The sequence below is a fragment of the Streptomyces mirabilis genome, from assembly GCF_039503195.1.
Taxonomy (GTDB): Bacteria; Actinomycetota; Actinomycetes; order Streptomycetales; family Streptomycetaceae; genus Streptomyces; species Streptomyces mirabilis_D.
Map to the genome: position 1 here is coordinate 8,531,869 of NZ_JBCJKP010000001.1, position 21,193 is coordinate 8,553,061.

16 protein-coding genes are annotated in these 21,193 nt (G+C 68.3%); 8 read left to right on the plus strand and 8 right to left on the minus strand.

The genetic code is table 11. The annotated features are described in order from the left end of the window. Positions 1-179: 179 nt before the first annotated feature. A complete protein-coding gene (locus AAFF41_RS38565; RefSeq protein WP_343325419.1) occupies positions 180-2,078 on the minus strand; it encodes a hypothetical protein in 1,899 nt (632 codons plus the stop codon). Then, on the minus strand, positions 2,075-3,079 hold the full coding sequence (locus AAFF41_RS38570; RefSeq protein WP_343325420.1) for a hypothetical protein: 1,005 nt from the start codon (positions 3,077-3,079) through the stop codon (positions 2,075-2,077). Before AAFF41_RS38570 ends, AAFF41_RS38565 begins: the two co-directional genes overlap by 4 nt. Before the next feature lie 21 nt (positions 3,080-3,100). Here AAFF41_RS38570 and AAFF41_RS38575 point away from each other — a divergent pair, with 21 nt between their 5' ends. Then, complete coding sequence (locus tag AAFF41_RS38575; RefSeq protein ID WP_037737487.1) at positions 3,101-3,421, plus strand: helix-turn-helix domain-containing protein; 321 nt, start codon at positions 3,101-3,103, stop codon at positions 3,419-3,421. 211 nt (positions 3,422-3,632) lie between these two features. Here the strand turns inward: AAFF41_RS38575 and AAFF41_RS38580 are convergent, their stop codons facing one another. After that, positions 3,633-4,154, minus strand: a complete 522-nt coding sequence (locus tag AAFF41_RS38580) for a hypothetical protein (protein ID WP_343325421.1) — start codon at positions 4,152-4,154, stop codon at positions 3,633-3,635. Positions 4,155-4,434: 280 nt separating this feature from the next. Here AAFF41_RS38580 and AAFF41_RS38585 point away from each other — a divergent pair, with 280 nt between their 5' ends. Continuing rightward, positions 4,435-5,202 (plus strand): IclR family transcriptional regulator, encoded by a 768-nt coding sequence (locus tag AAFF41_RS38585; RefSeq protein WP_343325422.1) that lies wholly within the window; start codon positions 4,435-4,437, stop codon positions 5,200-5,202. A 4-nt stretch (positions 5,203-5,206) separates the two neighbouring features. Here AAFF41_RS38585 and AAFF41_RS51810 read toward each other — a convergent pair whose 3' ends face one another. From AAFF41_RS51810 to AAFF41_RS38600, 4 genes are all read right to left on the minus strand, one after another. Beyond that, entirely contained in the window at positions 5,207-5,656 is a 450-nt protein-coding gene (locus tag AAFF41_RS51810) for an NUDIX hydrolase (protein ID WP_425526262.1), read from the minus strand. An 84-nt stretch (positions 5,657-5,740) separates the two neighbouring features. Then, entirely contained in the window at positions 5,741-5,965 is a 225-nt protein-coding gene (locus tag AAFF41_RS38590; RefSeq protein ID WP_343325423.1) for a hypothetical protein, read from the minus strand. An 86-nt stretch (positions 5,966-6,051) separates the two neighbouring features. After that, a complete protein-coding gene (locus tag AAFF41_RS38595) occupies positions 6,052-6,555 on the minus strand; it encodes a hypothetical protein (protein ID WP_343325424.1) in 504 nt (167 codons plus the stop codon). A 15-nt stretch (positions 6,556-6,570) separates the two neighbouring features. After that, a complete protein-coding gene (locus AAFF41_RS38600; RefSeq protein ID WP_107067627.1) occupies positions 6,571-6,909 on the minus strand; it encodes a transposase domain-containing protein in 339 nt (112 codons plus the stop codon). A gap of 54 nt (positions 6,910-6,963) precedes the next feature. Between AAFF41_RS38600 and AAFF41_RS38605 the strand changes: the two genes are divergently transcribed. Together AAFF41_RS38605 and AAFF41_RS38610 are read left to right on the plus strand one after the other, a co-directional pair. Then, on the plus strand, positions 6,964-7,434 hold the full coding sequence (locus tag AAFF41_RS38605) for a group II intron maturase-specific domain-containing protein (protein WP_343325425.1): 471 nt from the start codon (positions 6,964-6,966) through the stop codon (positions 7,432-7,434). 176 nt (positions 7,435-7,610) lie between these two features. Next, a complete protein-coding gene (locus tag AAFF41_RS38610; protein ID WP_343325426.1) occupies positions 7,611-8,189 on the plus strand; it encodes a suppressor of fused domain protein in 579 nt (192 codons plus the stop codon). Positions 8,190-9,028: 839 nt separating this feature from the next. Here the strand turns inward: AAFF41_RS38610 and AAFF41_RS38620 are convergent. Continuing rightward, positions 9,029-11,014, minus strand: coding sequence for an N-6 DNA methylase (locus AAFF41_RS38620; RefSeq protein ID WP_343325427.1), 1,986 nt, complete (start codon positions 11,012-11,014; stop codon positions 9,029-9,031). A gap of 143 nt (positions 11,015-11,157) precedes the next feature. Between AAFF41_RS38620 and AAFF41_RS38625 the strand changes: the two genes are divergently transcribed. The 4 genes from AAFF41_RS38625 (at position 11,158) to AAFF41_RS38640 (ending at position 21,132) form a co-directional block, all read left to right on the plus strand. After that, complete coding sequence (locus AAFF41_RS38625) at positions 11,158-12,099, plus strand: serine/threonine-protein kinase (protein WP_343325428.1); 942 nt, start codon at positions 11,158-11,160, stop codon at positions 12,097-12,099. 99 nt (positions 12,100-12,198) lie between these two features. After that, positions 12,199-13,464, plus strand: a complete 1,266-nt coding sequence (locus AAFF41_RS38630) for a serine/threonine-protein kinase (RefSeq protein ID WP_343325429.1) — start codon at positions 12,199-12,201, stop codon at positions 13,462-13,464. Between the two features lie 142 nt (positions 13,465-13,606). Then, on the plus strand, positions 13,607-16,849 hold the full coding sequence (gene drmD / locus AAFF41_RS38635; protein ID WP_343325430.1) for a DISARM system SNF2-like helicase DrmD: 3,243 nt from the start codon (positions 13,607-13,609) through the stop codon (positions 16,847-16,849). Continuing rightward, a complete protein-coding gene (locus tag AAFF41_RS38640; RefSeq protein WP_343325431.1) occupies positions 16,846-21,132 on the plus strand; it encodes an Eco57I restriction-modification methylase domain-containing protein in 4,287 nt (1,428 codons plus the stop codon). The genes drmD and AAFF41_RS38640 overlap by 4 nt, the downstream gene beginning before the upstream one ends. Positions 21,133-21,193: the final 61 nt, after the last annotated feature.

Consider the following 21,193-nt stretch of genomic DNA (forward strand, 5'->3'; position numbering starts at 1 on the left):
CGGTTTTTCGTCGTTCCTGAGGCCTTCGGGTCGCGTGATCGGCTCGGTGAGGGGACGGTGCGGTGGCAGTTCGGGTGCTGCGCCTCTCACCTGCGGAAACAGGACATGCCTGCGCGACGGCTCGTGGCCGTGGCGCAGGCATGTGGGGCTTTCAGGGGATGGAGCACGGCGGGGATGCGTCACTCACGTGGCGGAGCCTTGGCATGCCCGGTCGGGAGCGGTTCCGGCCGGGGTGGGTCGGTGGGCTGGCCGTTTTGGGGTGCGGTACGCGGCGTGCTGATTTTGCGCGGCTGGATGCCTTGGTCGCGGCGGAACCGTTGGATGGCTCTGAGGTTCGCCACGAAGATGATCACGGCGTTGAGCAGTGTCTGCGCGACGCGTCCGTGGGGCAGGCGGAACTGGGGGTTGTCGATGCTGTCGAGGGCGGACTTCTTGAGATTGCCGTTGCCGCCCTCGTTCTGACTGCGCAGTCCGGACCAGGCTTCCTGCCAGGGCGCGGTGAACAAGGCGTACTTTTGCCGCCACTTGGCCAGCACGGTGCCCGGGACGGTGATGCTTTTCCCGGTGCAGATGTCGGGGTAGATGCCGGTGTCCCGCTTGGGCTTGGGGATGGTGGGCAGGGCGGCCGGGGTGCGGACGGTGGAGGCGTCGAGGTCAACGATGGTGGACGGGCGCGGTTGGGGGCGGCGGTAGCAGGTGACTGTGGCATGTGGTCCGAGGGCCGGGCACTGCCGACGCTGGTCGCCTGCGGGCCCGTACTCCTTGACCTTGGTCTGGAAGTCCTTTCGGGACTGGATCAAGTTGAGTGCGTGGGCGCGGTCCTCGTCCGTGCGGCTGTTGATGTAAGTGGTGCCTGCGGTGACGAGCGGGGTGGGCATCATCGGGCAGTAGAACTCGCCGCCGACCAGCTCCATGCCGCGGAACTCCCCTTGCCGGTCGACCTTGTCGTCGTTGTAGTGCTTTACCGCGTTGAGGCCGAGTTTGAGCAGCTGCAGATGCAGGTTGCGGGGCTTGGCCTGGGAGATGCCCCGGTCGGCGCAGAAGAGGTCTTTGACCATGCCTCGTTCGAAGGCCGGTTGGATGGCGCGGAGGGCGGCCGGCCCCGGTTCGGTGCCCGGGGTATGGAGGATCATGCCGAGACAGACCGCAGGGTAGGCGCCGGCGAGGTCGCCGTGGCCGTGGCCGGGGAACGCGGCCATCATGGCGTAGCGGAACTCCTTCTTCTCCGGTGCCTTGGTCTTCTTCTGTGTCGGTTTGATACTGCGAGTCGCTGGCTTGTTGGCTGCGCCGCGTCGGGTGCCGGTGTTCGTGGGGGCCGCAGCTCCGCCGGGATCCAGCGGCCGCTTCGGCGCTCCTCCCTTCACGTACATCCCGGCGGTGATCTCAAGCGAGGCCCGGTCCCTGCGGTAGTCAGGCTCTTTGCCCCAGACCGGAACCGGAGTGTCGTCGACCGCGACGTGACCCTGCCAGCGAGCGAAGTCGCCGCGCTGGTAGGAGGCCATGACCGGGGCGAGAACCAGGTCCTGGGCGATGGCTTCCACGTTGCGCACGGTGTCCCTGTTGGCGCGGGCATTCCACTGCCGCCGGATCTTCTTGGCCTCGCCGAGTGTCAGCCGTTTGCGGCGGTCGTGCGGCGCCGGGTCGAGGCGCTTGGTCATCGACGTCCAGGACCGGTAGACCCGCTTCGACATCGCGTACTGCTTGTGCGCGATGTGGTCGATCTCTTCGCCGGTGGCGCCCTCAGGGATGTCCAGGTCGATGTCGGGAACGTCGAGCAGGGCTTTGGCCCCGGGAGACAGCGCGAAGAAGAGCGTCTCCCAGGCGTCGTCGATGTTTGCGCTCTTGCCCATGTACTGCGACAGGATCAGGCCGATCAATACAGTGCGGAAGGGCATGCCCTTGGGCCCCGGCCTGTGGTCGTCGGAGGGGAGGCGCTCCAGTACGCCGCTGTGCCGCACAAGGTGGAAGACCTGGTTCACAACGCGATCGTTGAGGGTACGGCCGGGGGCTTGCGGTGCGGGGCGTAGGGCGAGGCCGGTGCGCCGGCAGGGTTTGTTCTCCGGGTTCTTCCTGCTCATGCCGCCGCTCCCCGCAACAGATCGGATGCCTCTGCTTCGGGTACGTCGTGGAGGAAGACGAGGTAGCGCGAGAGGCTGTGCAGCGTCGCGAGCCCCGATGCTTTGAGGATCACCTTCAGCGGAATGCCCGCATTCAGCAGATCGACGATCCAGGTCGTGCGCAGCCGCTGGGTCTGCAGCACCGCCCCGTCGCAACGGCCGATGATCCGTGGGTACTTGGCGAGCCAATCCGATGCGATGTGCTTGCTGGTGCGGTCCTGCCAGTCCGGCCGGAACACGTACGCGTCTGCCGGGATGTCTGCAGCCTCCGCCAGGAGCAGTTCCTCGTAGGCGTAACGGCACACGACGGTGCGCGGCCGGCGCCCGTGAACCTTGACCAGTGCTCGCCCGGTGGGGCCCGCCTGGATGTCCCGCCCCTGAACGTACACAAGATCCTCGACGGCGAGGCCGCACCCGATACCGAGGCAGAAGAGCAGACAGGCATTGCGCCGCTGGGCCGCGGTGGGCAGGCTCTGCGCCCAGATCAGCCAGTGGGCGACTTCCGCCTGTGGGTAAGGCGTCATCGGGGTCGCGGCAGCCTTCAGCCGGATCGGCGGATGCTGCCCGAGCTGATCCAGCAGGAGGGCTTCGGATGCCCGGCGCAGCTGGCTGCTGCAGGTACGCCGACTGTTGGCGGCCATGTCGCGGCAGCCGACGAGGATAAAGCGTTCGACGGTGCTCTGGTCAAGGATCACCGAGGGTTCCAGCGGGAGGCCCTGGGCCTCGGCCCAAGCAACCAGTCGCGCGAGCGGCGTCATGATCACATCCGGGCCGTAGGGCCCGGCCGCAACGGCCAGGAATCCCAGCGAGCGGACGACTGGCGCGATGCGGCGCCACTTGGCGGGCGGCACCGTCTCCGGTTTCGGCGCGTACGCCAGCAGGCGATTCGACACAGCGACCTCCAGGCGCAAGGCCCATGACATGTGGCCGGTTAACCGGCCGATGGCGTCAGTGTCGATCACGATCTGAAGGAGCGCATCTTTATGACCGGAGGCCGAGCGCGCACGGCGCCGCCACGGAGTTACGCCGTCGACCCGGACAAGTGGCCGGACGCCCGGATCGTCGGGGAGCCTGCCGCCGCAGTGGTCCAGACGATTGCTCGCCGCCTTGCCGCCGCCCTGGGTGAGCGCCCCGACCTCTCGCTGCGCGCGCTGGCTACCCAGAGCGACGTCGGCAGACAGACCATCGGCGATCTGCTGGCGGGAGCTGGCTGGCCGGATGTCCTGACGGTCTGCCGGCTGGAGCGCGCTCTGGGCCTTGCGCTCTGGCCCGGATCGAATACGACTCAATGTGCCCATGGCTGATCCTCAATTGCCTGTTTGAGGTCAGTCGTGCACGGTCCATCGCATGACGGCACAGATTCTCTCTAGCGCTACCGTCGGCGGCGCTAGAGTGAACGTGCACGACGGACCGGAACCCTGCTAGGAGAAGCGTCCGTTCGTGCGTTTGGGCGGCCTCCCTCGACCGATAATCGAGGGAGGCCTGCTTATTGGGTTGAGGCCGTGCCCAGGTGGATCAAGCAGCCCGGGATGACAGCACGGCCCGGAACATCCCCGGTGCTACGTTTTCCACCTCACCAAGTTGCTTCATACGGTTGAGGGTTTTCCCCACGGATGAGCGGACCGTCGCGTCCGCTCCCGGGCGTACGGCCGCCGCGATATCAGTGATCGACATCGCCTCCTGGGCGGCGCACAGGAGCGTGAGGATCGCATCGCGCATGCTTCCGTTGCGCGGCGGCCCCAGGGTCTGAGTACCAGAGCTCGGAGGCGCCACTTCTGCCGACGGATCCTCGTCGGCGACAGAAACCTCGGACGGGGCCTCCCCGGAGGGCTGGGTGATCGCCGTTTCCTCCTCGGTGGTCGGCCGCTCCTCGCGAACATCGGCGGATTCGACGTCCTGGCACATCATCGCGAGCACCGCCTCCAGCGTGGCTAACTCGCCGCGCAGCGAAGCGATCAGTTCCTCCACGGCATGCCGGGCCAGGCCGACATAGACACCTTTGCTCGACGCAGGCGCGCCTGTCCGGTATCCCGCCATGGTGAACTCCTCAGGGAAGGCCGCTGCCAGTGTAGGGACGGCACACTGTGGCACGCACACAGTTCCTGTGAGGTGCCGCCAAACGGTCAGCAGCACACGCAAGTGCGGTAAGTCCAGTTGGAGTTATCGCAGAAATTGACCTTCCTTGACGAAGAAGTGACTCGTCGGAATTCCGCGAAGCCGTACTGGAGCCGTGAGGCGTGTCACCGCAGAAATCTGACGGTGTGGATTCTGTCAAAGCTCCCGGTCCGCGGGAGCTTGTGGGCGCTACGGTTCCTTCATGGTGGATGCCAATCATCTGTCGGCGACCGAGGCCTTGGCATCGGTGACGAAGGCTCTGGATGTTCTTGTCCTGGCTCATGACCGGGGAGAAATCGGTGTCACCGAGACCGCCCGGGAACTCGGCCTGTCCCGCTCCACCGCACACCGCATCCTGGTCACCCTGAAGCACACGGGTTTCCTGCGCCACGATCCGGGGCAGCGCGGATACTCACTGGGGCCGCAACTCGTACGCATGGGACTGGACGCCATCGCGCAGCTGGACGTCCGGAGGCAGGCCCGTAGGCCCCTTGAAGAACTGTCCGAGAAGCTGCAGGAGACGGTATGCCTGTATACCTTGGACACGGCTGTCGTCCGGCTGCTCGACGGAGTCGAGTGCCGACAGGTCCTGCGCGTCAGCGTTCCGCTCGGCCAGTGTCTTCCCGCGCATGTCACAGCGGCGGGCAAGGCCCTTCTCGCACTCCGCGACCCAGCACAGGTACGCGCAGCTCTCCCGGCCGCACTCGCCGCAACGGCGGCAGCAAGCATCACCGAATGGCCGCTGCTTGAGCTGGAGCTGGAGGAAATCAGAGTCCGGGGATGGGCGGCAGACCTCGAAGAAAGCGCACACGACCTGCACGGCGTAGGGGTGGCCGTCCGGAACCGCATCGGGGAGCCGCTCGCCGCGATCTCCGTGCACGCACCCGCCGTACGTTTGCGCGAACAGGACATGCCCGCAGTCGCTGCAGCCCTGCAAGAAACCGCCACCACAATCGTCAGGGCAACGTGAGCGATCAAGGCCCCAACGTGATCCGCCCGTCTGGGATCCACCCCTCCAGGTAACCCGTCAACAGCACATCCACATCAGGCAGATCACAGCGAGCGCACAACTCCGGCCACTGGTCCGGTCCCGCCCAGCGCACCGGCTCCCTCCTCTCGGGCAGACGCTTCGGCAGGCCGCCAGCCACCATGAGGCGAAAGATGAACACGTGCGCCTCTCGACGGCTCTGGCCGACGGGCACAGGAACTTGAGCCCAACAGCACCCCTCAACGGCGCCCCCGCGCGTCGGCATCGCGCCGACCACATGGCGGAGTACTCGCATCGCCGCATCACGGTAGGTCTCCGCGGCCCGGGCGGATCCTGCAGGAAGCACCCATCGGGCCGGGCATCCAGGAGATTCGTCAGGTACCAGGGCGAGTGTCCGCTCCGAGCTCAGCACCGCGACGAACACCACCCGACGCATCCTGGGAGTCGGCACGGTAGGGCGCCCCCTGCTCTTGGTGGCGTTCAGGAACTCAGACACGTGCCGATCCTGACATGTGGCCGCTTAACCGGCCACTTTGCTCCCGTGCCGACGAGGCTTTATCGCGGGATCGAGCCGGCGAACCAGGATCCGGCGGCCGATCGTCCCGAGGAGAGTGTCCCGATCGGCGCCGGCGGCGATGATGCCCGCGGCCTGGATCACTTGGTCGCGGGCGGCTCGGAGCGCGATGGTGAAACAGCAGCGGTCGGGGTCGGTGCCGGGGAGGGACTCGGCGGCGTCGACCATCACGGTGCGTAGGGCCTGGTAGAGGGCGAGCAGGGATCACATCTCCTGCTCGATGCCTGCCGGGTCGCCCGAGCGCAGGTTGCGGCCGTTCATGATCGTGTGGCGGAGCGCGTAGTACGCCGATCGTGTTCCCGCCGCTGGTGATAGAGACCTACCAGCGCGGTGGCGGGGTGACGGCGGGCGTCGGTCAGGGTGGTGACCAGTCGGTAGGACCCGGTGAAGGATGTGCCGTTCGCGCAAGTTACAGCGATCTGTGCGTCGATGACCCGCACTTTCACGGTGCCGATCACCGACAGGTAGGAGTCGTCAGCGAGGCGTGAGAGGACCGGTGTGCGCCGACTGCTGCGGAGCTGGCCCAGGACTTGGGCGTCGGTGACCACCGAGAGGAAGGCGTTGCTGTCGAATCCCTTGTCCCACAGCACCAGCATGTCCGGCCGCAGCAGATGCAGCAGCCGGCCGGCGTAGCTTGTCTCGCCCCCGGTGGTGGGGCCGAAACGCACCCTCGGCGTGGTCGGCTGGACCCGCAATCCGGCCAGCGCGTCGAACAATGCCCGCACCGGCGCGCTGCCGATCCGCCGGCGCAGGTCACGCAACGCCTTCGCCGACGGTCAGACCACCGGCATCCCGGATAGGCCCGCAGTCAGCTTGTCCCAGACGAGGCGATAGCCGACCTCGGGGAACAGGCACATCGCCAGCAGGAAGTAGACCCCGACCCGCGACGGAAGATCACGCAGACGCTGCTGCACCGTCCTCGTCTCCGCAAGGACCGCGTCCACCAGCTCAGTGCGTTGTGGCAAAGGGAGTCCCTGTTCGATGAGCGGGGGCTTCTTCGTGTGCGGGGCATGATCGCCCTGGTCGTCGCGGGTGCCGTGCACGAGGACGACGAAGTCGTCTGCGTGCACGGCACCCGCGACGACATCGAAACGCTGCGCGAAGACATCGCTCATGTGCTGGAGCCTCTGGGTCTTCGGCTGTCACCGACCAAGACCCGAATCGTGCACATGACCGACGGGTTCGACTTCTTGGGGTTCCGCATCCAGTGGCGCCGCAAGCAGGGAACCAACGACAAGTGGTACGTCTACACCTTCATCGCCGACCGGCCCCTCCGGTCGTTGAAGGCGAAGATCCGTGCCCTGACCCACAGGACGTCGCAACACCCTCCCAGGGACGTGCTGATCCGTCTCAATCAGATCATGCGCGGCTGGGCCAACTACTTCAAGCACGCAGTGGCGAAACACACCTTCAGCATGTTGGAACACTTCGTCTGGTGGCGGGTGGTCCGGTGGCTGAGGGCTCTGCATCGCTGGAGGTGGAAGGACGTCCGCCGGTGGCTCGCCAACCCCCACGGGGGCTGGCGCCGCCCGCACGCGGACGGGATCGAACTGTTCGACCTCCGGACGGTAACGGTCACCCGTTACCGCTATCGGGCGTCGAGGATCCCCAATCCCTGGACCGGTATCAACCACGCCTGACGGCAGAGACCGTGGAGAGCCCGTTGCGCTGAGAGGCGCACGGCGGGTTCGGCGAGAGGTCCGGAGAAACGGACCGGGAGCAATCCCGGCACCGCGCTCCGGGCCTACTCAGCGATCGGGCAGTGCTCTGGGCCCCCGTTCTCGCAGCCGCCGGTGGTGTTCGGCATCATGAGCGGATGTCGAACACCGTAGCCCGCTCCGTTCTTCTCGATCACCTTCGCAAGACGCTGCCGGGTCGCGTCATCGACGAGGTCCCGGGAGTCGATGGGCCCATAGAGGAACGCGTGCCCGGATTTCGGGTGTTCAGAGTTCATCCCGCCCATCCCGGCGATTGGTGGCTGTATGTGACGTCAGGTTGCTGGGAGGCAGCTCAGCATGACGGTCACGGGGTGGAGTTCTTCCTCGCGGCGCCGCGCGACGAGTGGCTCAACCTGGAGAGCCTCACCATGAACGCGTACTACCACTGCGGGCCGGCCCACCAACGACTCGATGTCGGCCACACCGTTCCGATCGGCAGACCATGGCTCGACGACTCGGAATGCGATCACTACTTGGTGAGCCTGCCCTATCCCTTCGGTCCGGAGTTCGAGATCTGCAAGTGGAACGGAGGAGCCCACGCCCAGATCCTGTGGCTGCTGCCGATCACCACAGCCGAGAAGGACTTCCGCCGGGAGAACGGCCTGGAGGAACTTGAGGCTCGATTCGAGGAGCACGCGATCGACCCGGCCGATCCGAAGCGAGCCTCCGTGGCCTGAGCGGCCGTAGCCGGCGACGACACAGAGGGCGACGCGGCCTGCTCAGGTCATCAGAAGGATCCGTTTGCGGAGCAGATCAAGGTTGGCACGGCCATAACCCTTCCGCTTGATCAGCTTGATTCGCGTGACCTGTCCCTCGACCTGGCCAGAGCTCCAGTGCGGCTTTTTTCCGGTCGGCGGCACCTCGCTCGGGTGACCCGGCACCGAGGCCGCGCCTTGTGCCCGACCCCACGGCCCCGTTCCGCTCTCCCCGTACGTCCTTCACCAGGCCTGGTCGGCTGGCGCCTGACGCCGAGGAGTGGCTCGACCCGTCCGAGGTCGCCGGTCTCTGTGACGCTGCCTGGCTCGAGATCGAACAGAACGCTCCGGCCGAGGCTGTCGGACGGCTGGCGGAGCTTGCGCCACGGGTGCGAGCCGAGTGGGGCGTACTCCGACCTGTCGTTGCGCGGGTCTGGCGGATCGCCGCGGAGGGGCTGCGACTGGCCGGGGAGTGCGGGGACGCGGCCAAGCTCTACGACGGGCTGGCCGGGGAACTCGAACCCGGCGACGGCGAAATCCTTGTGGTCGCACGGGCCGTGGCTCGGCTGCGTGCGGCGGAGTGTCGACTCGCCTTCGGGGAGATCGACGCGGCCTTGCGTGTGATCGCGGACTGTCTTTCCCTTGCCGACGAACTGCCTGTGCAACTGGCGGAACGGATCACCGATGTGTGTTCCGAAGTGGCCGTCGACGTCGAGGAACGTTGCGCCGGCCCGGATGCCGGGAAGTCACATCCGGCAACTCCAGCGACTTGGTGTGTGGTTCGCCTCGAGGACGGAGGAGGGTCACACCTCTGCATGCCGTCAGACGGTCAGTCCGCCCCCCGCAAGTCGATCGCTCACGTCGTTCACCAGCCCCTTGCCCAGTCCTTGAGCCTCGGTGAGCAGGGCTTCGAAGACGCTGAGCCGACGGAAGGTTTCGGCGTATCCCGCTTGCTCCTCCAGAGGCAGCTGAAGCACCTGAAGGCGGCGGATGTCGACCCTCGACGAGCTTGATGCGTGAGTGCCTGCCTGGCGGCCGTTGGCGGGCGCGCGCAGACAGCCGGCGAGGAAGTGGGCATCCAGCTTGTCCGGGTCCACCCGCAGGGCGTAGAGCTGGGGGCCCAGGGCCACCGGGGGGCCTTCGTGCACCCACGCCTTGAACGCCCTGACCACACCGGCGACCACGACATCGCCTCCCTCGACGATGGTGTGTGCCGAGTCGGCGGGGAGCAGCCCGCTGGGAGTGCCGTCCATCAGTAGGTCGGGAACGGTGAGGAGTGGGACGGCGGCTTCACGAGAAGGTGCCGCTGTCTCCGATGGTTGTTGTCCGGCGCGGAGCGTGAGGGCACCGGCCTTGACGAGGTCCCCGACAGTCGCCGTGGCCTGCGGCGTCTCGGCCTCGAAACCGAGTTTGGACAGATACTGCACGTGTCCGGCCAGGTCAGCCAGGGAGGCCCCCAACTGCCCCCATGAAGCCGCCAGTTCGATACCGGAAGGTTCTGTGCTCGATGCGGTGTAGCGCCCGGGAGTGACGTCCACCTCGTCGTCCAGTAGGTCAAGCAGGGGGACGCGGACGGCGCTTTCCGGTAGATCGGCGTCCGGGTGGTCGAGGACTTCCAGGGCGGAGAGGACGAAAGCGCCGAGGGCAGCCCAGTCGGGTCCCGGCTCGCGCGAGCCGGGTCGTCCGAAGCCTGTGGCATCCACGAGCAGTGCGTCCTGGCTGGGAGCAGTGGAAACGGGGCTGTCCGGAGTGGCCCTCAGGACCCACAACTGGAGGGACACGCTGTGTGGTTGAGCGCTGCCGGGTGGCAGTGCCACGACCGCTCGGAGCACCCCGGTACGCAGGAGTGAGCCCCGGATCCGACGGCCCGCCTTACGTGACGCGACGGCGGGCGGAAGGACGATGACAGCCGCTCCGCCGGGTTTGAGGTGGGAAAGCAGGTGCTGCACCCAAGCCAGTTCCGGTTCGGTCCGTGGCGGCAGTCCGTGTGTCCAACGCTGGTCGGTGGCGAGTTCCTCGTAGCCCCAATCGCGTTCGTTGAAGGGTGGGTTGCAGAGCGCGATGTCGGCTCGCACCCCGGCGAACGGGTCGTCGCGCAGCGCGTCGGCCGTGGCGACCTCTGTACGGACTTCCCGGTTCTCGGTGACGAATCCGAGTCGGGCGGAGGCCAGCGCCGCGAGTGCCGGATCCCTCTCGCACCCCAGCACCACCAGGCTCGAACCGTCGTATTCCTGCGCGGCCGCGGCGGACAGATGCCCCGTGCCGCAGGCAGGGTCGAAGGCGGTGAGCCCTCCTTCACCCTTGCCCAGGCGTACGGTGAGGGCGATCCGGGTCATCAGAGAGGCGAGCTGCGAAGGAGTGGTGCTGAGTTGTCGCACATGCGTTTCGAGCCACCGCTGTAGCAGGAACTCAAAGGTCTCGCGCGGCCCCTCGCTTCGCCCCAGTCTCGCCGCCTCGCCCACCAACTCCTTTGCCGCGATGGAGAGTTCGGATTGCGAGACCCGAGCGCGAGGAACGCGCATCAGACGGGCCGACTCGGCGATGGCCAAGCCCGACTCGTCCCTGCTGCCGAGCGCCTCGAACCGCGGCCAGAGGAACTCGCGGCCACCGATGTCCTTGAGCTTGCCGTTGTCCTGCAGCCACTGCTCCACCTCCGCCAGCGAGAACTGCGGACTGACGTCAGTGCCGCCGATGCGGGTGGGAAACGAGTCATGGCGGCGGCGCCAGTTGCTCACTGCCGCGCGTCCCACGCCGGCGATCCGGGCGATCTCGGCCAGGCTGACGGGTACGGCTTTGGGTGTACTCATCGAACAGTCTCCGAGGTGCTGGGCCGGCTGGGCTGGTCGGTGTCCCAGCGGCTGTGTTGCGGGGAAGGCTACTACGCTCATTGACTTTGTTCACAGTGTAGAACTACGGGGTCGCTGTGTGGGAAGTGTGGAGGACGGGAGAAATGCAGAAATTCACGTCTGGAACAGTGCTGCGTGACCGCTACCAGCTGAAGTCGGTTCTCGGCCGGGGTGTGATGGGACAGGTGTGGCAAGGGTGCGACCTGTATCTAGAGCGGCCCGTGGCGGTGAAGACGATCGCCGCGGAGCTGCTGGCCGTCGCGCAGAGCCGCAAGGAGGCGCTGGCTCGTTTCAAGAGGGAGGCGCAGGCCGCGGCGCGCCTCGACCACCCCAATGTCACCACGGTCTTCGACGCGTCGATCACGGACGACACCTGCTGTCTGGTGATGGAACTGATCGAGGGAACCACCCTGGAGTACCTCTTCGACCAGCAGGAGGGCGAACGATTCGACGTGCCCTCGGCCGCCGCCGTGGCCGCCCAGCTGTGCGCCGGACTGTCCGCGGCCCACGCCGCCGACCTCGTCCATCGTGACCTCAAGACGCAGAACGTCATGATCCGGCGGGACGGCGTCGTCAAGATCCTGGACTTCGGACTGGTGAAACTGCTCACCGACGCCGACCCGCGCCTGACCATGACCGGCGAAGGCATCGGCAACATCTTCTGCGCGTCCCCCGAACTGCTCTCCGGCCAGGGTCGGCTCGACGGCCGCAGCGATCTCTACGCGGTCGGCTGCCTGCTGCACCACATGCTCACCGGTAGAACACTCTTCGCCACCGATCAGCCGGCGCTCCTTGCCTCCCGCCACCTCAGCTCGCCCCCTCCCGTCATCGCCGATGCGGGGGTGGAGGTCCCCGGCGCCTTGCAGGATCTGGTCACGGCCCTGCTCGCCAAGCGTCCGGACGACCGCCCCTCCTCCGCCACCGAGGTCTACGCGGCTCTCGCCCCCTACCTGCCGGAATCGGACCCCGGGCTGGCCACCCGCCGCGGTCTGCCCGAGGATCCCCGCCGCCCTTTCCTCGTACCGCAAGGGCCGAGGCTCGTGTGAACAGTGAGAGGATGATCCGATTGACCGGGTGCGCCGCGTCGCCCCCGGCCGCAGGGGGTGTGGCAGGCGCCGTGGGCGCCGGGACTGGGGACGGGCGCAATGCGGCGAAGCCTTGGACGGTACGAGCTTACGCACGAACTCGGCCGGGGTGGCATGGGGGTCGTCTGGGCGGCGTACGACCGTGACCACGGCCGGGAAGTGGCCATAAAACTCCTCGCGCCCCGCAGTCGTGGCGCCGAGCTCACCACACTCGAGCGCCGGTTCCTGCGCGAAGCGCGCCTCACCAGCCGTCTGGATCACCCGGGCATCCCGGCCGTCCATGATCACGGCAGCCATGAGGGTGAGCTCTATCTCGTCATGGACCTGGTCCCGGGCCGTGCCCTCGACGCCGTACTCGAGAGCGACGGCCCACTGCCCGTCGAGCACGCCGCAGACGTCGCACGGCGTGCCGCCGACGTGCTTGCCTACGCCCACGGTCAGAGCGTCGTGCATCGCGATCTCAAGCCGTCGAACCTGATGATCACCCCGGACGGTGAGATCAAGGTCCTCGACTTCGGTGTCGCGGCCGCCCTGGAACCCCAGCCCGGTGAAACCCGCTTCACGGCGGCCAACGCCACCCCAGGCACAGTCGTCTACATGGCACCCGAGCAGGCCGTGGGCAAGACCGTGCCCGCCAGTGACCTCTACTCGCTCGGTTGTGTCCTCTACGAACTGCTCACCGGGGCCCCGCCTTTCACCGACGGCAGCCCTTTCATGCTGTACCACCGGCACGCGAACGAGCCCGTACCTCCGCTCGCCGATCGTCGCTCCGGTGTTCCGACCGGGTTGCGGACGCTGGTGGCGGCCCTGTTGGAGAAGAAGCCCGAGGACCGGCCAGCCTCCGCGGCCGAGGTGGCCGCTCTGCTCGCCGCCTGGGCCCCGGTGCGGACCGGTGCGGCCTCGGTGACGGTGGTCGCGCACCCGCGGCTCGCGGAAATCGCCGCCCTGCGCCAGTCCGGGCGCCCCGCCCGCGCCTTGGAGGAGTACGAGGAACTCATGGCCGCCCCCGGCCTCGGGCACGCCGACTTCCTTGCCGCCCGCGCCGGATCTGCCCTGTGCGCGGGCGCGCTCGGCCGCACCCGCGAGGCCCTGGACGAACTGAAGTCGGTCCTCGCCGAGCAGCGCAGCCTCCTCGGGCCGGGAGACCCCGCGGTGCTGGACACGAGGTACGAGATCGCTGTGTTGTTGGTTCGTACGGGAGAGCGTCATGCGGCCGTGGAACTGCTGCGGCGACTCGTCGGGGACGAGGAGAGGGTCCTGCCCGAGGGGGACGTCGGGCAGGGACGCAGCCGGGCCCTGCTGGGCCGACTGCGGCGTATGACCTGAGGCTGAAGCGAACTGCCATCCTGAACTTTGTAATCTCTGTTCACAGTTGACGGATCGTGTTACGCTCCGCTCGCGCCGTTCCGATGGGGAGACAGGCCTCTGTCTACGGACGGCGCAGGAGACACCGAGGGGAACGGCGCCCATGACGTCAGCAGTTCAGCGCGCGACGGAGCGGACGGGAGCGGAACAGCTCCCCGAGGAAGGCAATCTCGTCGAGGTGCGCGGCCAGTCGTGGGTGGTCGCCCGCGTGGAACCGTCCCCGGCTGCCGACGGCGAAGAGGACCGCCGGAGCGCCACCCTGGTCCATCTCCAGTCCGTTGCCGACGGCCGCTTCGGCGACACCCTCTCCGTCATCTGGGAGGTGGAGCCCGGCCGCCGAGTGCTGCCCGCGGGCTCCCTGCCCGACGCCTCCACCGGCGCCTACGACTCCCCGAACCGACTCGCCGCGTTCCTCGACGCCGTGCGCTGGTCCGCCGTCGCCTCAGCCGACGCCAAAACCCTCCAGGCGCCCTTCCGTTCCGGCGTCGCCGTCGAGCCGTACCAGCTGGAGCCGGTGTCGCGTGCGGTCGGCGCACCCCGCGTCAACCTCCTCCTCGCCGACGACGTCGGCCTCGGAAAGACCATCGAGGCCGGTCTCGTCGTACAGGAACTCCTGCTGCGCGGCCGGGCACGCCGCACCATGGTGGTCTGCCCGGCGGGCCTCACCCTCAAGTGGCGCGACGAGATGGCAGAGAAGTTCGGCCTGGAGTTCACCATCGTCGACTCCGAGCACTGCGCCCGCCTGCGCCGCACCCACGGCACGGCCGCGAACCCGTTCCGTGTCCACCCCCTCACCATCGTCTCCCTGCCCTGGCTGCGCGGCCAGAAAGCCCAACGCCTTCTCGACGAGGTCATCGGCGCCCCCGAGGAGAGCCCCGACGGCGAGCACAAGCGCTTCTTCGACCTGCTCGTCCTCGACGAGGCGCACCACGTGGCACCCGCCGCGCCCAAGCAGGTGTACGCGGTCGACTCCCAGCAGACCAAGCTGATCCGGCGTCTCGTCCCGCACTTCGAGCACCGTCTCTTCCTCTCCGCCACCCCGCACAACGGCTACCCCGAGTCGTACACGGCGCTCCTGGAACTCATCGACGACCAGCGCTTCGCGCGCGGCGTGGACCCCGACAAGGAAGCGCTCAGGGACACCGTCGTACGTCGTCTGAAGTCCTCCGTCACGAACCCCGACGGGACGCCCCGCTTCCGTACCCGCAAGACCCTGGAACTCCCGGTCAACTACACGCCGCAGGAGCGTGAGATCCACCAACTGCTCGGATCGTTCGCCGAGCTGCGCCGCAAGAAGCTGTCCCCGAAGGCTCGCGGTGGGCGCCGCGCCGCAGACCTGGTGACGCTGCTATTGAAGAAGCGCTTGTTCTCCTCTCCGGCGGCCTTCCTCCACACCGTCCAGGTCTATCTCTCCCACCTGGAGGACACCGGCCCCGCGCGTGGTCGCGCGGCCGCCGCCGAAGTCCCCGAGTGGCTGGAGGAGTTCGCCGATCTCGTCGCCGACCTCGACGACACCGGCCTCGTCGACGCCGAAGACGACGCCCTCACCCGCTCCACCTCCCTCACTCCCGCCGAGGACGGCCGGGAACTGGACCTGCTCCAGGAGATGGAGCGCTGGGCCTTCACCCACGAGGCCGCGCCCGACTCCAAGGCCGAGACCCTGATCCGCGAACTCAAGGCGATCTGTCGGCCGTCCGACGGCACGTTCTGGACCAACGAGCGGGTCGTCGTCTTCACCGAGTACCGCGATACTCAGGAATGGCTCCACGACCTTCTCCAGCAGGAGGAACTCACCGACGGCGGCCGCGTCGAACGCCTCCACGGCGGCCTGTCCGCCGAGGAACGCGAACGCATCCGCCTCGGCTTCCAGGCCGACCCGTCCCTCCACGAGGGCAAGGTCCGCATCCTGCTCGCCACCGACGCCGCCGGCGAAGGCATCGACCTCCAGAACCACTGCCACCGCCTGATCAACTACGACATACCCTTCAACCCCAACAAGCTCGAGCAGCGAATAGGCCGCATCGACCGTTGGGGTCAGAAGAGGGACCCGGAGATCTACCACTTCATAGGCTCCGGATGGGAGCAGGCCCAGGCGGGCTCGTACGAGGCCGACCTGGAATTCCTCTCCCGCGTCGCCAAGAAGGTTGCGCGCATGGAGCACGACCTCGGCTCCGTCAACGCCGTCCTCGCCGACGCCGTACAGCGCCGCATGACCGGCGACATCGCGCCGGTCGACATCGAGAACGCCAAACCCAAGCCGATCAAGGGCCGCCGCACCGGTGGCGACGTCGCGCCCGAGCAGAACGTCACCGCCCAGACCAAGAGGCTCGCCGACCAGTACGAGGGCACCGTGTCGTCCCTCGGCCTGACCCCGGCCAACGTCAAGCGCGTCGTCGACACCGCCCTCGCCCTCGACAACCAGCCGGCGCTGCTGCCCTCCCCGTTCCGCGCCAAGCAGTTCGAGCCCGGCGACCTCTTCGACGTGCAGCCCCTCTCCGGAAGCTGGGAGCGCGCCACCCGCGGCCTCGCCCACAAACTCCGCGAGGGCGAACAGCGCCCCCTCACCTTCTCCCCGGCGGTCGCCGCACAGGCCCAGGACGACGTGGTCCTCGCCCACCTCAAGCACCCGCTGGTCGCCCTTTCCACGCGCCTGCTCACCGCAGCCGTGTGGAACGCCGACGTGGTTGACCTGAACCGCGTCACCGCGGTCGTCTCCGACGACCCCGGTGTCACCACCACCCTGGTCTCCGCCTACGCGCGCTACGTCCTCGTCGGCACCGACGGCACCCGCCTGCACGAGGAAGTCCTGTACGCGGGTGGCTGGTTCGGCGACACCGGCCGCTTCCGCCGCTGGGAGTCGGTGAACGAACAGGGCCGGGTTCTCTCCCATGCGCTCACCGAGGGCGCTGAGGCCGCCCCGCACCTGCGCAAGCAACTCACCGAGGCTTGGCCCAGGCTCCGCGACCCCCTCTACAACTCGCTGGAGGCCCGCGCCGCCGAACTCGGCCGCCAGCTCGGGAGCAGGCTCGCCGATCGCCGCACCGAGGAGGAGCGCCGCATCACGGCCACCCTCGACCGCTTCGAGGCCACGTTGCGCGCCAAGCTCAAGGAGGAGGGTGACGGCGACGGCGAACAGCTGGCCCTGCTGTCCACCCACGAGCTGTCCGGCCACGAGCGCCGCCAGTTCGAGGACGACCGCCGCCGCTGGCAGGAACGCCTCGAAGGCCTTCCCGCCGAGCGTGAACGCGAACTCGCCGCGATCGCCGCCCGCTACCGCGAGCCCCGCTCGCACCTCTTCCCCGCCGCCGTCGTCTTCGTCGTTCCCGCAAAGGAAGCCCGCCGATGAGCCCCCGCCGCCCCATGAGCAGTGGAGTCGCCGCCGCCAAGGCCAAGGCCGCCGACGGTCGCAGGCAGCACCAGGAGTGGCTGGACCTCACCGAGGTCTCCGGCCCCTTCCTGACCATGCCCGTCCTGCTGAGGGCCTGGCCCCAGCTCGACACCCTGGAGAAGGACGAACGCGCCCGGTTGCGCGCCCGACACGCCGACTGGCAGACCGACACGACGGCGGGCCGCGACGAGTGGGTGGCGTACGTCCTGACCCGGCTCCTGGGCTGGAACGACGCCTTGACGCTGCGCGTGGGCGAGTTGGAGCACCACGGCCTGGACCGCCTCACGCTCCGTGTCGCGGAGCACAACACCGAGGTCCGCCCCGACTTCGCCCTCGTCGACCCGGGGACCGATCTGGCGATGGAGCCCAGCGCCGAGACCGCCGCCAAGCGGGTGCAACTGCTCGGCATGACGGTTCCGGCCGGCACCGCGCCCACCGCCCGCGCGGGAGGCGGCGGCGACTGGGCGGCGGCGCCGGCCGACCGCCTCGCCCGTCTGCTGCGTCACCACGGTGTGCCGCTCGGCCTGGTGACGGACGGCCGCTGGTGGTGCCTGGTCTGGGCGCCACTCGGCGGCGTCACGACCACGGCCGTCTTCGACTCCATCGGCTGGAACGAGGCGGCGGAACGCAACGTCGTCCGCGCGTTCGTGTCGCTGCTGCGGCGCCGCCGCTTCTTCGAATACGACGACTCCGAGACGCTGGTGGGGCTGCTCAAGGAAAGCCTTGCGGCGGGCGAGGACGTCACCGAGGCGCTCGGCGTCCAGGTCCGGCAAGCCGTGGAACTCCTCGTCGACGCCATAGGCCGAGCAGACGTCCGGTCCGTCGAGCACGGCGCACCGGGCCTGCACGCGTCCGGCGTCGGCGCGGGCGAGGTCTACCGGGGCGCGGTCGCGGTGATGATGCGCATCGTCTTCCTCCTGTTCGCGGAGGAACGTGGCATGCTGCCGGCCGACAACGAGGTGTACGCGCGCTCGTACTCCGCCCGCTTCCTGCGCGACGAGCTGAAGGCGCGCGCGGACGAGGAGGGCGAGACCTCGCTGGAGCACACCACGTCGGCGTGGCACCGCCTGATAGCGCTGTTCCACGCGGTGTACGGGGGAGTGGACCACCCGGGCTCCGGCTTCCACCTACCCGCCTACGACGGCTCGATCTTCGACCCCGACACGTACCCCTGGCTGGAGCGCACCACCCCGCTGCTCCCGATAGACGACCGCACGGTGCTCCACATGCTCCAGGCGGTCCAGGAGGTCCGCGTCGGCAAGGGCAAGGACCGCGAGGTCCGCACGCTCAGCTTCCGGGCGCTGGACGTCGAGCAGATCGGCTATGTGTACGAGGGCCTGCTGTCGTTCGACGGGCGCCGGGCGAGCGAGCACATGGTGGGCCTGATCGGCCCCGAGGGCTTGGAGCACGAGGTCCCGCTGCGGGAGCTGGAGTCCCTCGCGGCGAAGGCGGCCACGTCGTCGGCGGGAGCGTCGGTGAAGGCGCTGGCGAAGGCCGTCCACGAGAAGTGGAAGGACCCGAAGCCGCCTGCGACGGCAGGACAGTTGGAGAAGAAGCTCGCCCCGCTGTCGACCGAGGACGCCGTGGAGGCGAGGCGCCGGCTGAACGCGGTGACGAAGGACCCGGCGTTGACGGAGCGGCTGGTGCCGTTCGTAGGCATCCTGCGCGACGACCTACGGGGCCTGCCGACGGTCATCCCGAACGGCGCGCTCTACGTCACGGAGTCCTCGCTCCGCAAGAACACGGGCACGCACTACACGCCCCGCTTCCTGGCGGAGGAGGTCGTACTGCACGCGCTGGAACCGTTGGTGTACGAGCCGGGCCCGCTTCAGACGGCGGACACGGGGGAATGGCGGCTGAAGTCCGCGGAGCAGATCCTGGACCTGAAGGTCGCGGACATCGCGGTGGGATCGGCGGCGTTCCTGGTGGCGGCGTGCCGTTACCTGGGCGATCGGCTGATAGAGGCCTGGGAGAACGAGGGCCGCACGGACGCGATGGTCTATCGGGCCGGGCGCGCGATCGACGCGGTGACGGCGGCGGACGCGGAACAGGACCCGGTGGTTGTCGAGGCCCGCCGCCAGATAATCGAGCACTGCCTGTACGGGGTGGACATCAACCCGATGGCGGTGGAGATGGCCAAACTGTCGCTGTGGCTGGTGTCGATGGACCCGGGGCGTCCGTTCACGTTCCTGGACGACCGACTGGTGGCGGGCGACTCGCTGCTCGGGATCACCGACATGGGCCAGATCACCCGCATCCACCTCGACACGGGCGGCCAGGAGGACTCCTTCGCCCTCGACGCACGCGACCGCGTCGACGCCCTGACCCGCGAACGCCTCGCCATCACCGCCATCAAGGGCGTCGACCTGGTCGCCCTGGCCCAGAAGCGGAAGCGGCTGGCGGTGGTCAACCGGCATTCGGCCCGGCTCCGCCTGGTCGGCGACCTCATCGCCGGCGCGGCCCTGGCCACCTGCTCCTCCGGCCGCGTCCCCTGGTACGAGTCGGCTGGTGGCGAGCCGGTGCGCGATCTGTTCCCGGTGGCCGCGAACATCGTCCGCGAGATCGCATCGGAGGACATCACCGACGACATGGACGTGGTGCGCGAGGCGCGGGCCACGGCGAAGGAGTGGCTGGCAGCGGAGCTGCCGGAGGACGGGCTCAAGCGGGCGCCGGTGCACTGGCCGCTGGTGTTCCCCGAGGTGTTCAGCGGGGGACGGGACGGGTTCGACGCGGTGGTGGGGAATCCGCCGTTCCTGGGCGGGCAGAAGCTCACGGGCGCGATGGGGGAGGCGTACCGGGAGCATCTGGTGCGATACCTCGCCAGGGGCAAGCGAGGCAGTGCCGACCTGGTGGCGTACTTCGAACTGCGGGCGCATGAGCTGCTGAACGGGGCGGGGCAGACCGGGCTGATCGCCACGAACACGCTCGCGCAGGGGGACTCGCGGGAAGTCGGCCTCGATCAGATGGAGGCCCGGGGTGTCTCCATCCGGCGAGCTGTCAAGAGTGCCCCGTGGCCTTCGAGTTCGGCGGTGTTGGAATACTGCGCGGTGTGGACGAGCCGGGCCCGGATAGCGGACGCGGCGGTGCGTGTGCTGAGCGGCATGGCGGTACCGCACGGGATCACGACATCACTGAATCCGGGGACACGAGAGGCGGCTTGGGTAGAGGCGCTGAAGGGGAACGGAGGGGTGGCGTTCCAGGGTTCGAATGTGCTGGGCCTTGGCTTCACGCTGCCCGAGTCCGAGGCCCGATCCTGGATCAGCGCAGACGAACGGTATGCGGAGGTGCTGTTCCCGTATCTCAACGGGCAGGACATCAACAGCCACCCGGAGCACGGGACTGAACGGTGGGTCATCGACTTCGGGGTGCGCAAGCTGAGTGCAGCCGAGGAGTACCCGAAGGCCTACGAGCAGGTGCTGCGCGAGGTGAAGCCGGAGCGGGCCAAGAGTAATGACAAGCGGCGGCGCGAGATCTGGTGGCAATTCACAAGACCTGCCCCGGAAATGCGCACGGCCATCGGGCTGCTGGAGCGATGCATCGTGATCACTCGCGTGAGCAAGGTCGTCATGCCGGTCATGGTGTCGACCGGCCCCGTCTTCAGCGAGGCGACAGTTGTCTTCGCCTCCGACGACCCCGCCCTCCTTGCCACCCTGAGCAGCGCCCCGCACTACTGGTGGGCCATCGACCGCGCGTCGACCATGAAGGGCGACCTCCGCTACACCCCCACCGACGTCTTCGAGACCCTGGTGCGTCCACCGCTGACCGACCGCCTCCGCGCCGCCGGAACCCGCCTGCACACCTATCGCGGTGACCTCTTGAAGGCCCGGAACATGGGCCTCACCGCGACCTACAACCTGTTCCACGACGCCGCCTGCCAGGACCCCGAGATCATCGAACTCCGCGCCATCCACGAGGAGATCGACAAGGCGACTGTGGAGGGGTACGGCTGGCACGATCTGCTGGACGAGTCGGGGCAGACGCCGCCCGCCGACCCGACCCACGCGACGTTTCCGCTGGAGCACGGCTTCCACGACACCGATCAGGGGCCGCGCCACACCGTCGGCCTGCTCGCCCGGACCGAGATCATCGACCGGCTGCGCCGGTTGAACCATCAGACGTACGCCGACGAGGTCTACCTCGGCAAGCACAAGAAGCCGAAGAAGCACCCCGGCATGCCCAGGCCTTCGGCCGCGGCGATCAAGAAGCTCCAGGAGGGGGCGAGCAGCGGGCACCTGTTCTGACCGACCGGGAGTACCCGGCACCCCAGCGGCTGGCTGCCCCTCGGCGGAAGGGTGGCCAGCC

Excerpts from the sequence above, each read along its gene's own strand:
- AAFF41_RS38580 (WP_343325421.1), bottom strand. The coding sequence starts at position 4,154 with ATGGCGGGATACCGGACAGGCGCGCCTGCGTCGAGCAAAGGTGTCTAT.
- AAFF41_RS38610 (WP_343325426.1), top strand. The coding sequence starts at position 7,611 with ATGTCGAACACCGTAGCCCGCTCCGTTCTTCTCGATCACCTTCGCAAG.
- AAFF41_RS38585 (WP_343325422.1), top strand. The coding sequence starts at position 4,435 with ATGGTGGATGCCAATCATCTGTCGGCGACCGAGGCCTTGGCATCGGTG.
- AAFF41_RS38625 (WP_343325428.1), top strand. The coding sequence starts at position 11,158 with ATGCAGAAATTCACGTCTGGAACAGTGCTGCGTGACCGCTACCAGCTG.
- drmD (WP_343325430.1), top strand. The coding sequence starts at position 13,607 with ATGACGTCAGCAGTTCAGCGCGCGACGGAGCGGACGGGAGCGGAACAG.
- AAFF41_RS38630 (WP_343325429.1), top strand. The coding sequence starts at position 12,199 with ATGCGGCGAAGCCTTGGACGGTACGAGCTTACGCACGAACTCGGCCGG.
- AAFF41_RS51810 (WP_425526262.1), bottom strand. The coding sequence starts at position 5,656 with ATGCGTCGGGTGGTGTTCGTCGCGGTGCTGAGCTCGGAGCGGACACTC.
- AAFF41_RS38605 (WP_343325425.1), top strand. The coding sequence starts at position 6,964 with ATGACCGACGGGTTCGACTTCTTGGGGTTCCGCATCCAGTGGCGCCGC.
- AAFF41_RS38620 (WP_343325427.1), bottom strand. The coding sequence starts at position 11,014 with ATGAGTACACCCAAAGCCGTACCCGTCAGCCTGGCCGAGATCGCCCGG.
- AAFF41_RS38600 (WP_107067627.1), bottom strand. The coding sequence starts at position 6,909 with ATGAGCGATGTCTTCGCGCAGCGTTTCGATGTCGTCGCGGGTGCCGTG.
- AAFF41_RS38575 (WP_037737487.1), top strand. The coding sequence starts at position 3,101 with ATGACCGGAGGCCGAGCGCGCACGGCGCCGCCACGGAGTTACGCCGTC.
- AAFF41_RS38640 (WP_343325431.1), top strand. The coding sequence starts at position 16,846 with ATGAGCCCCCGCCGCCCCATGAGCAGTGGAGTCGCCGCCGCCAAGGCC.
- AAFF41_RS38565 (WP_343325419.1), bottom strand. The coding sequence starts at position 2,078 with ATGAGCAGGAAGAACCCGGAGAACAAACCCTGCCGGCGCACCGGCCTC.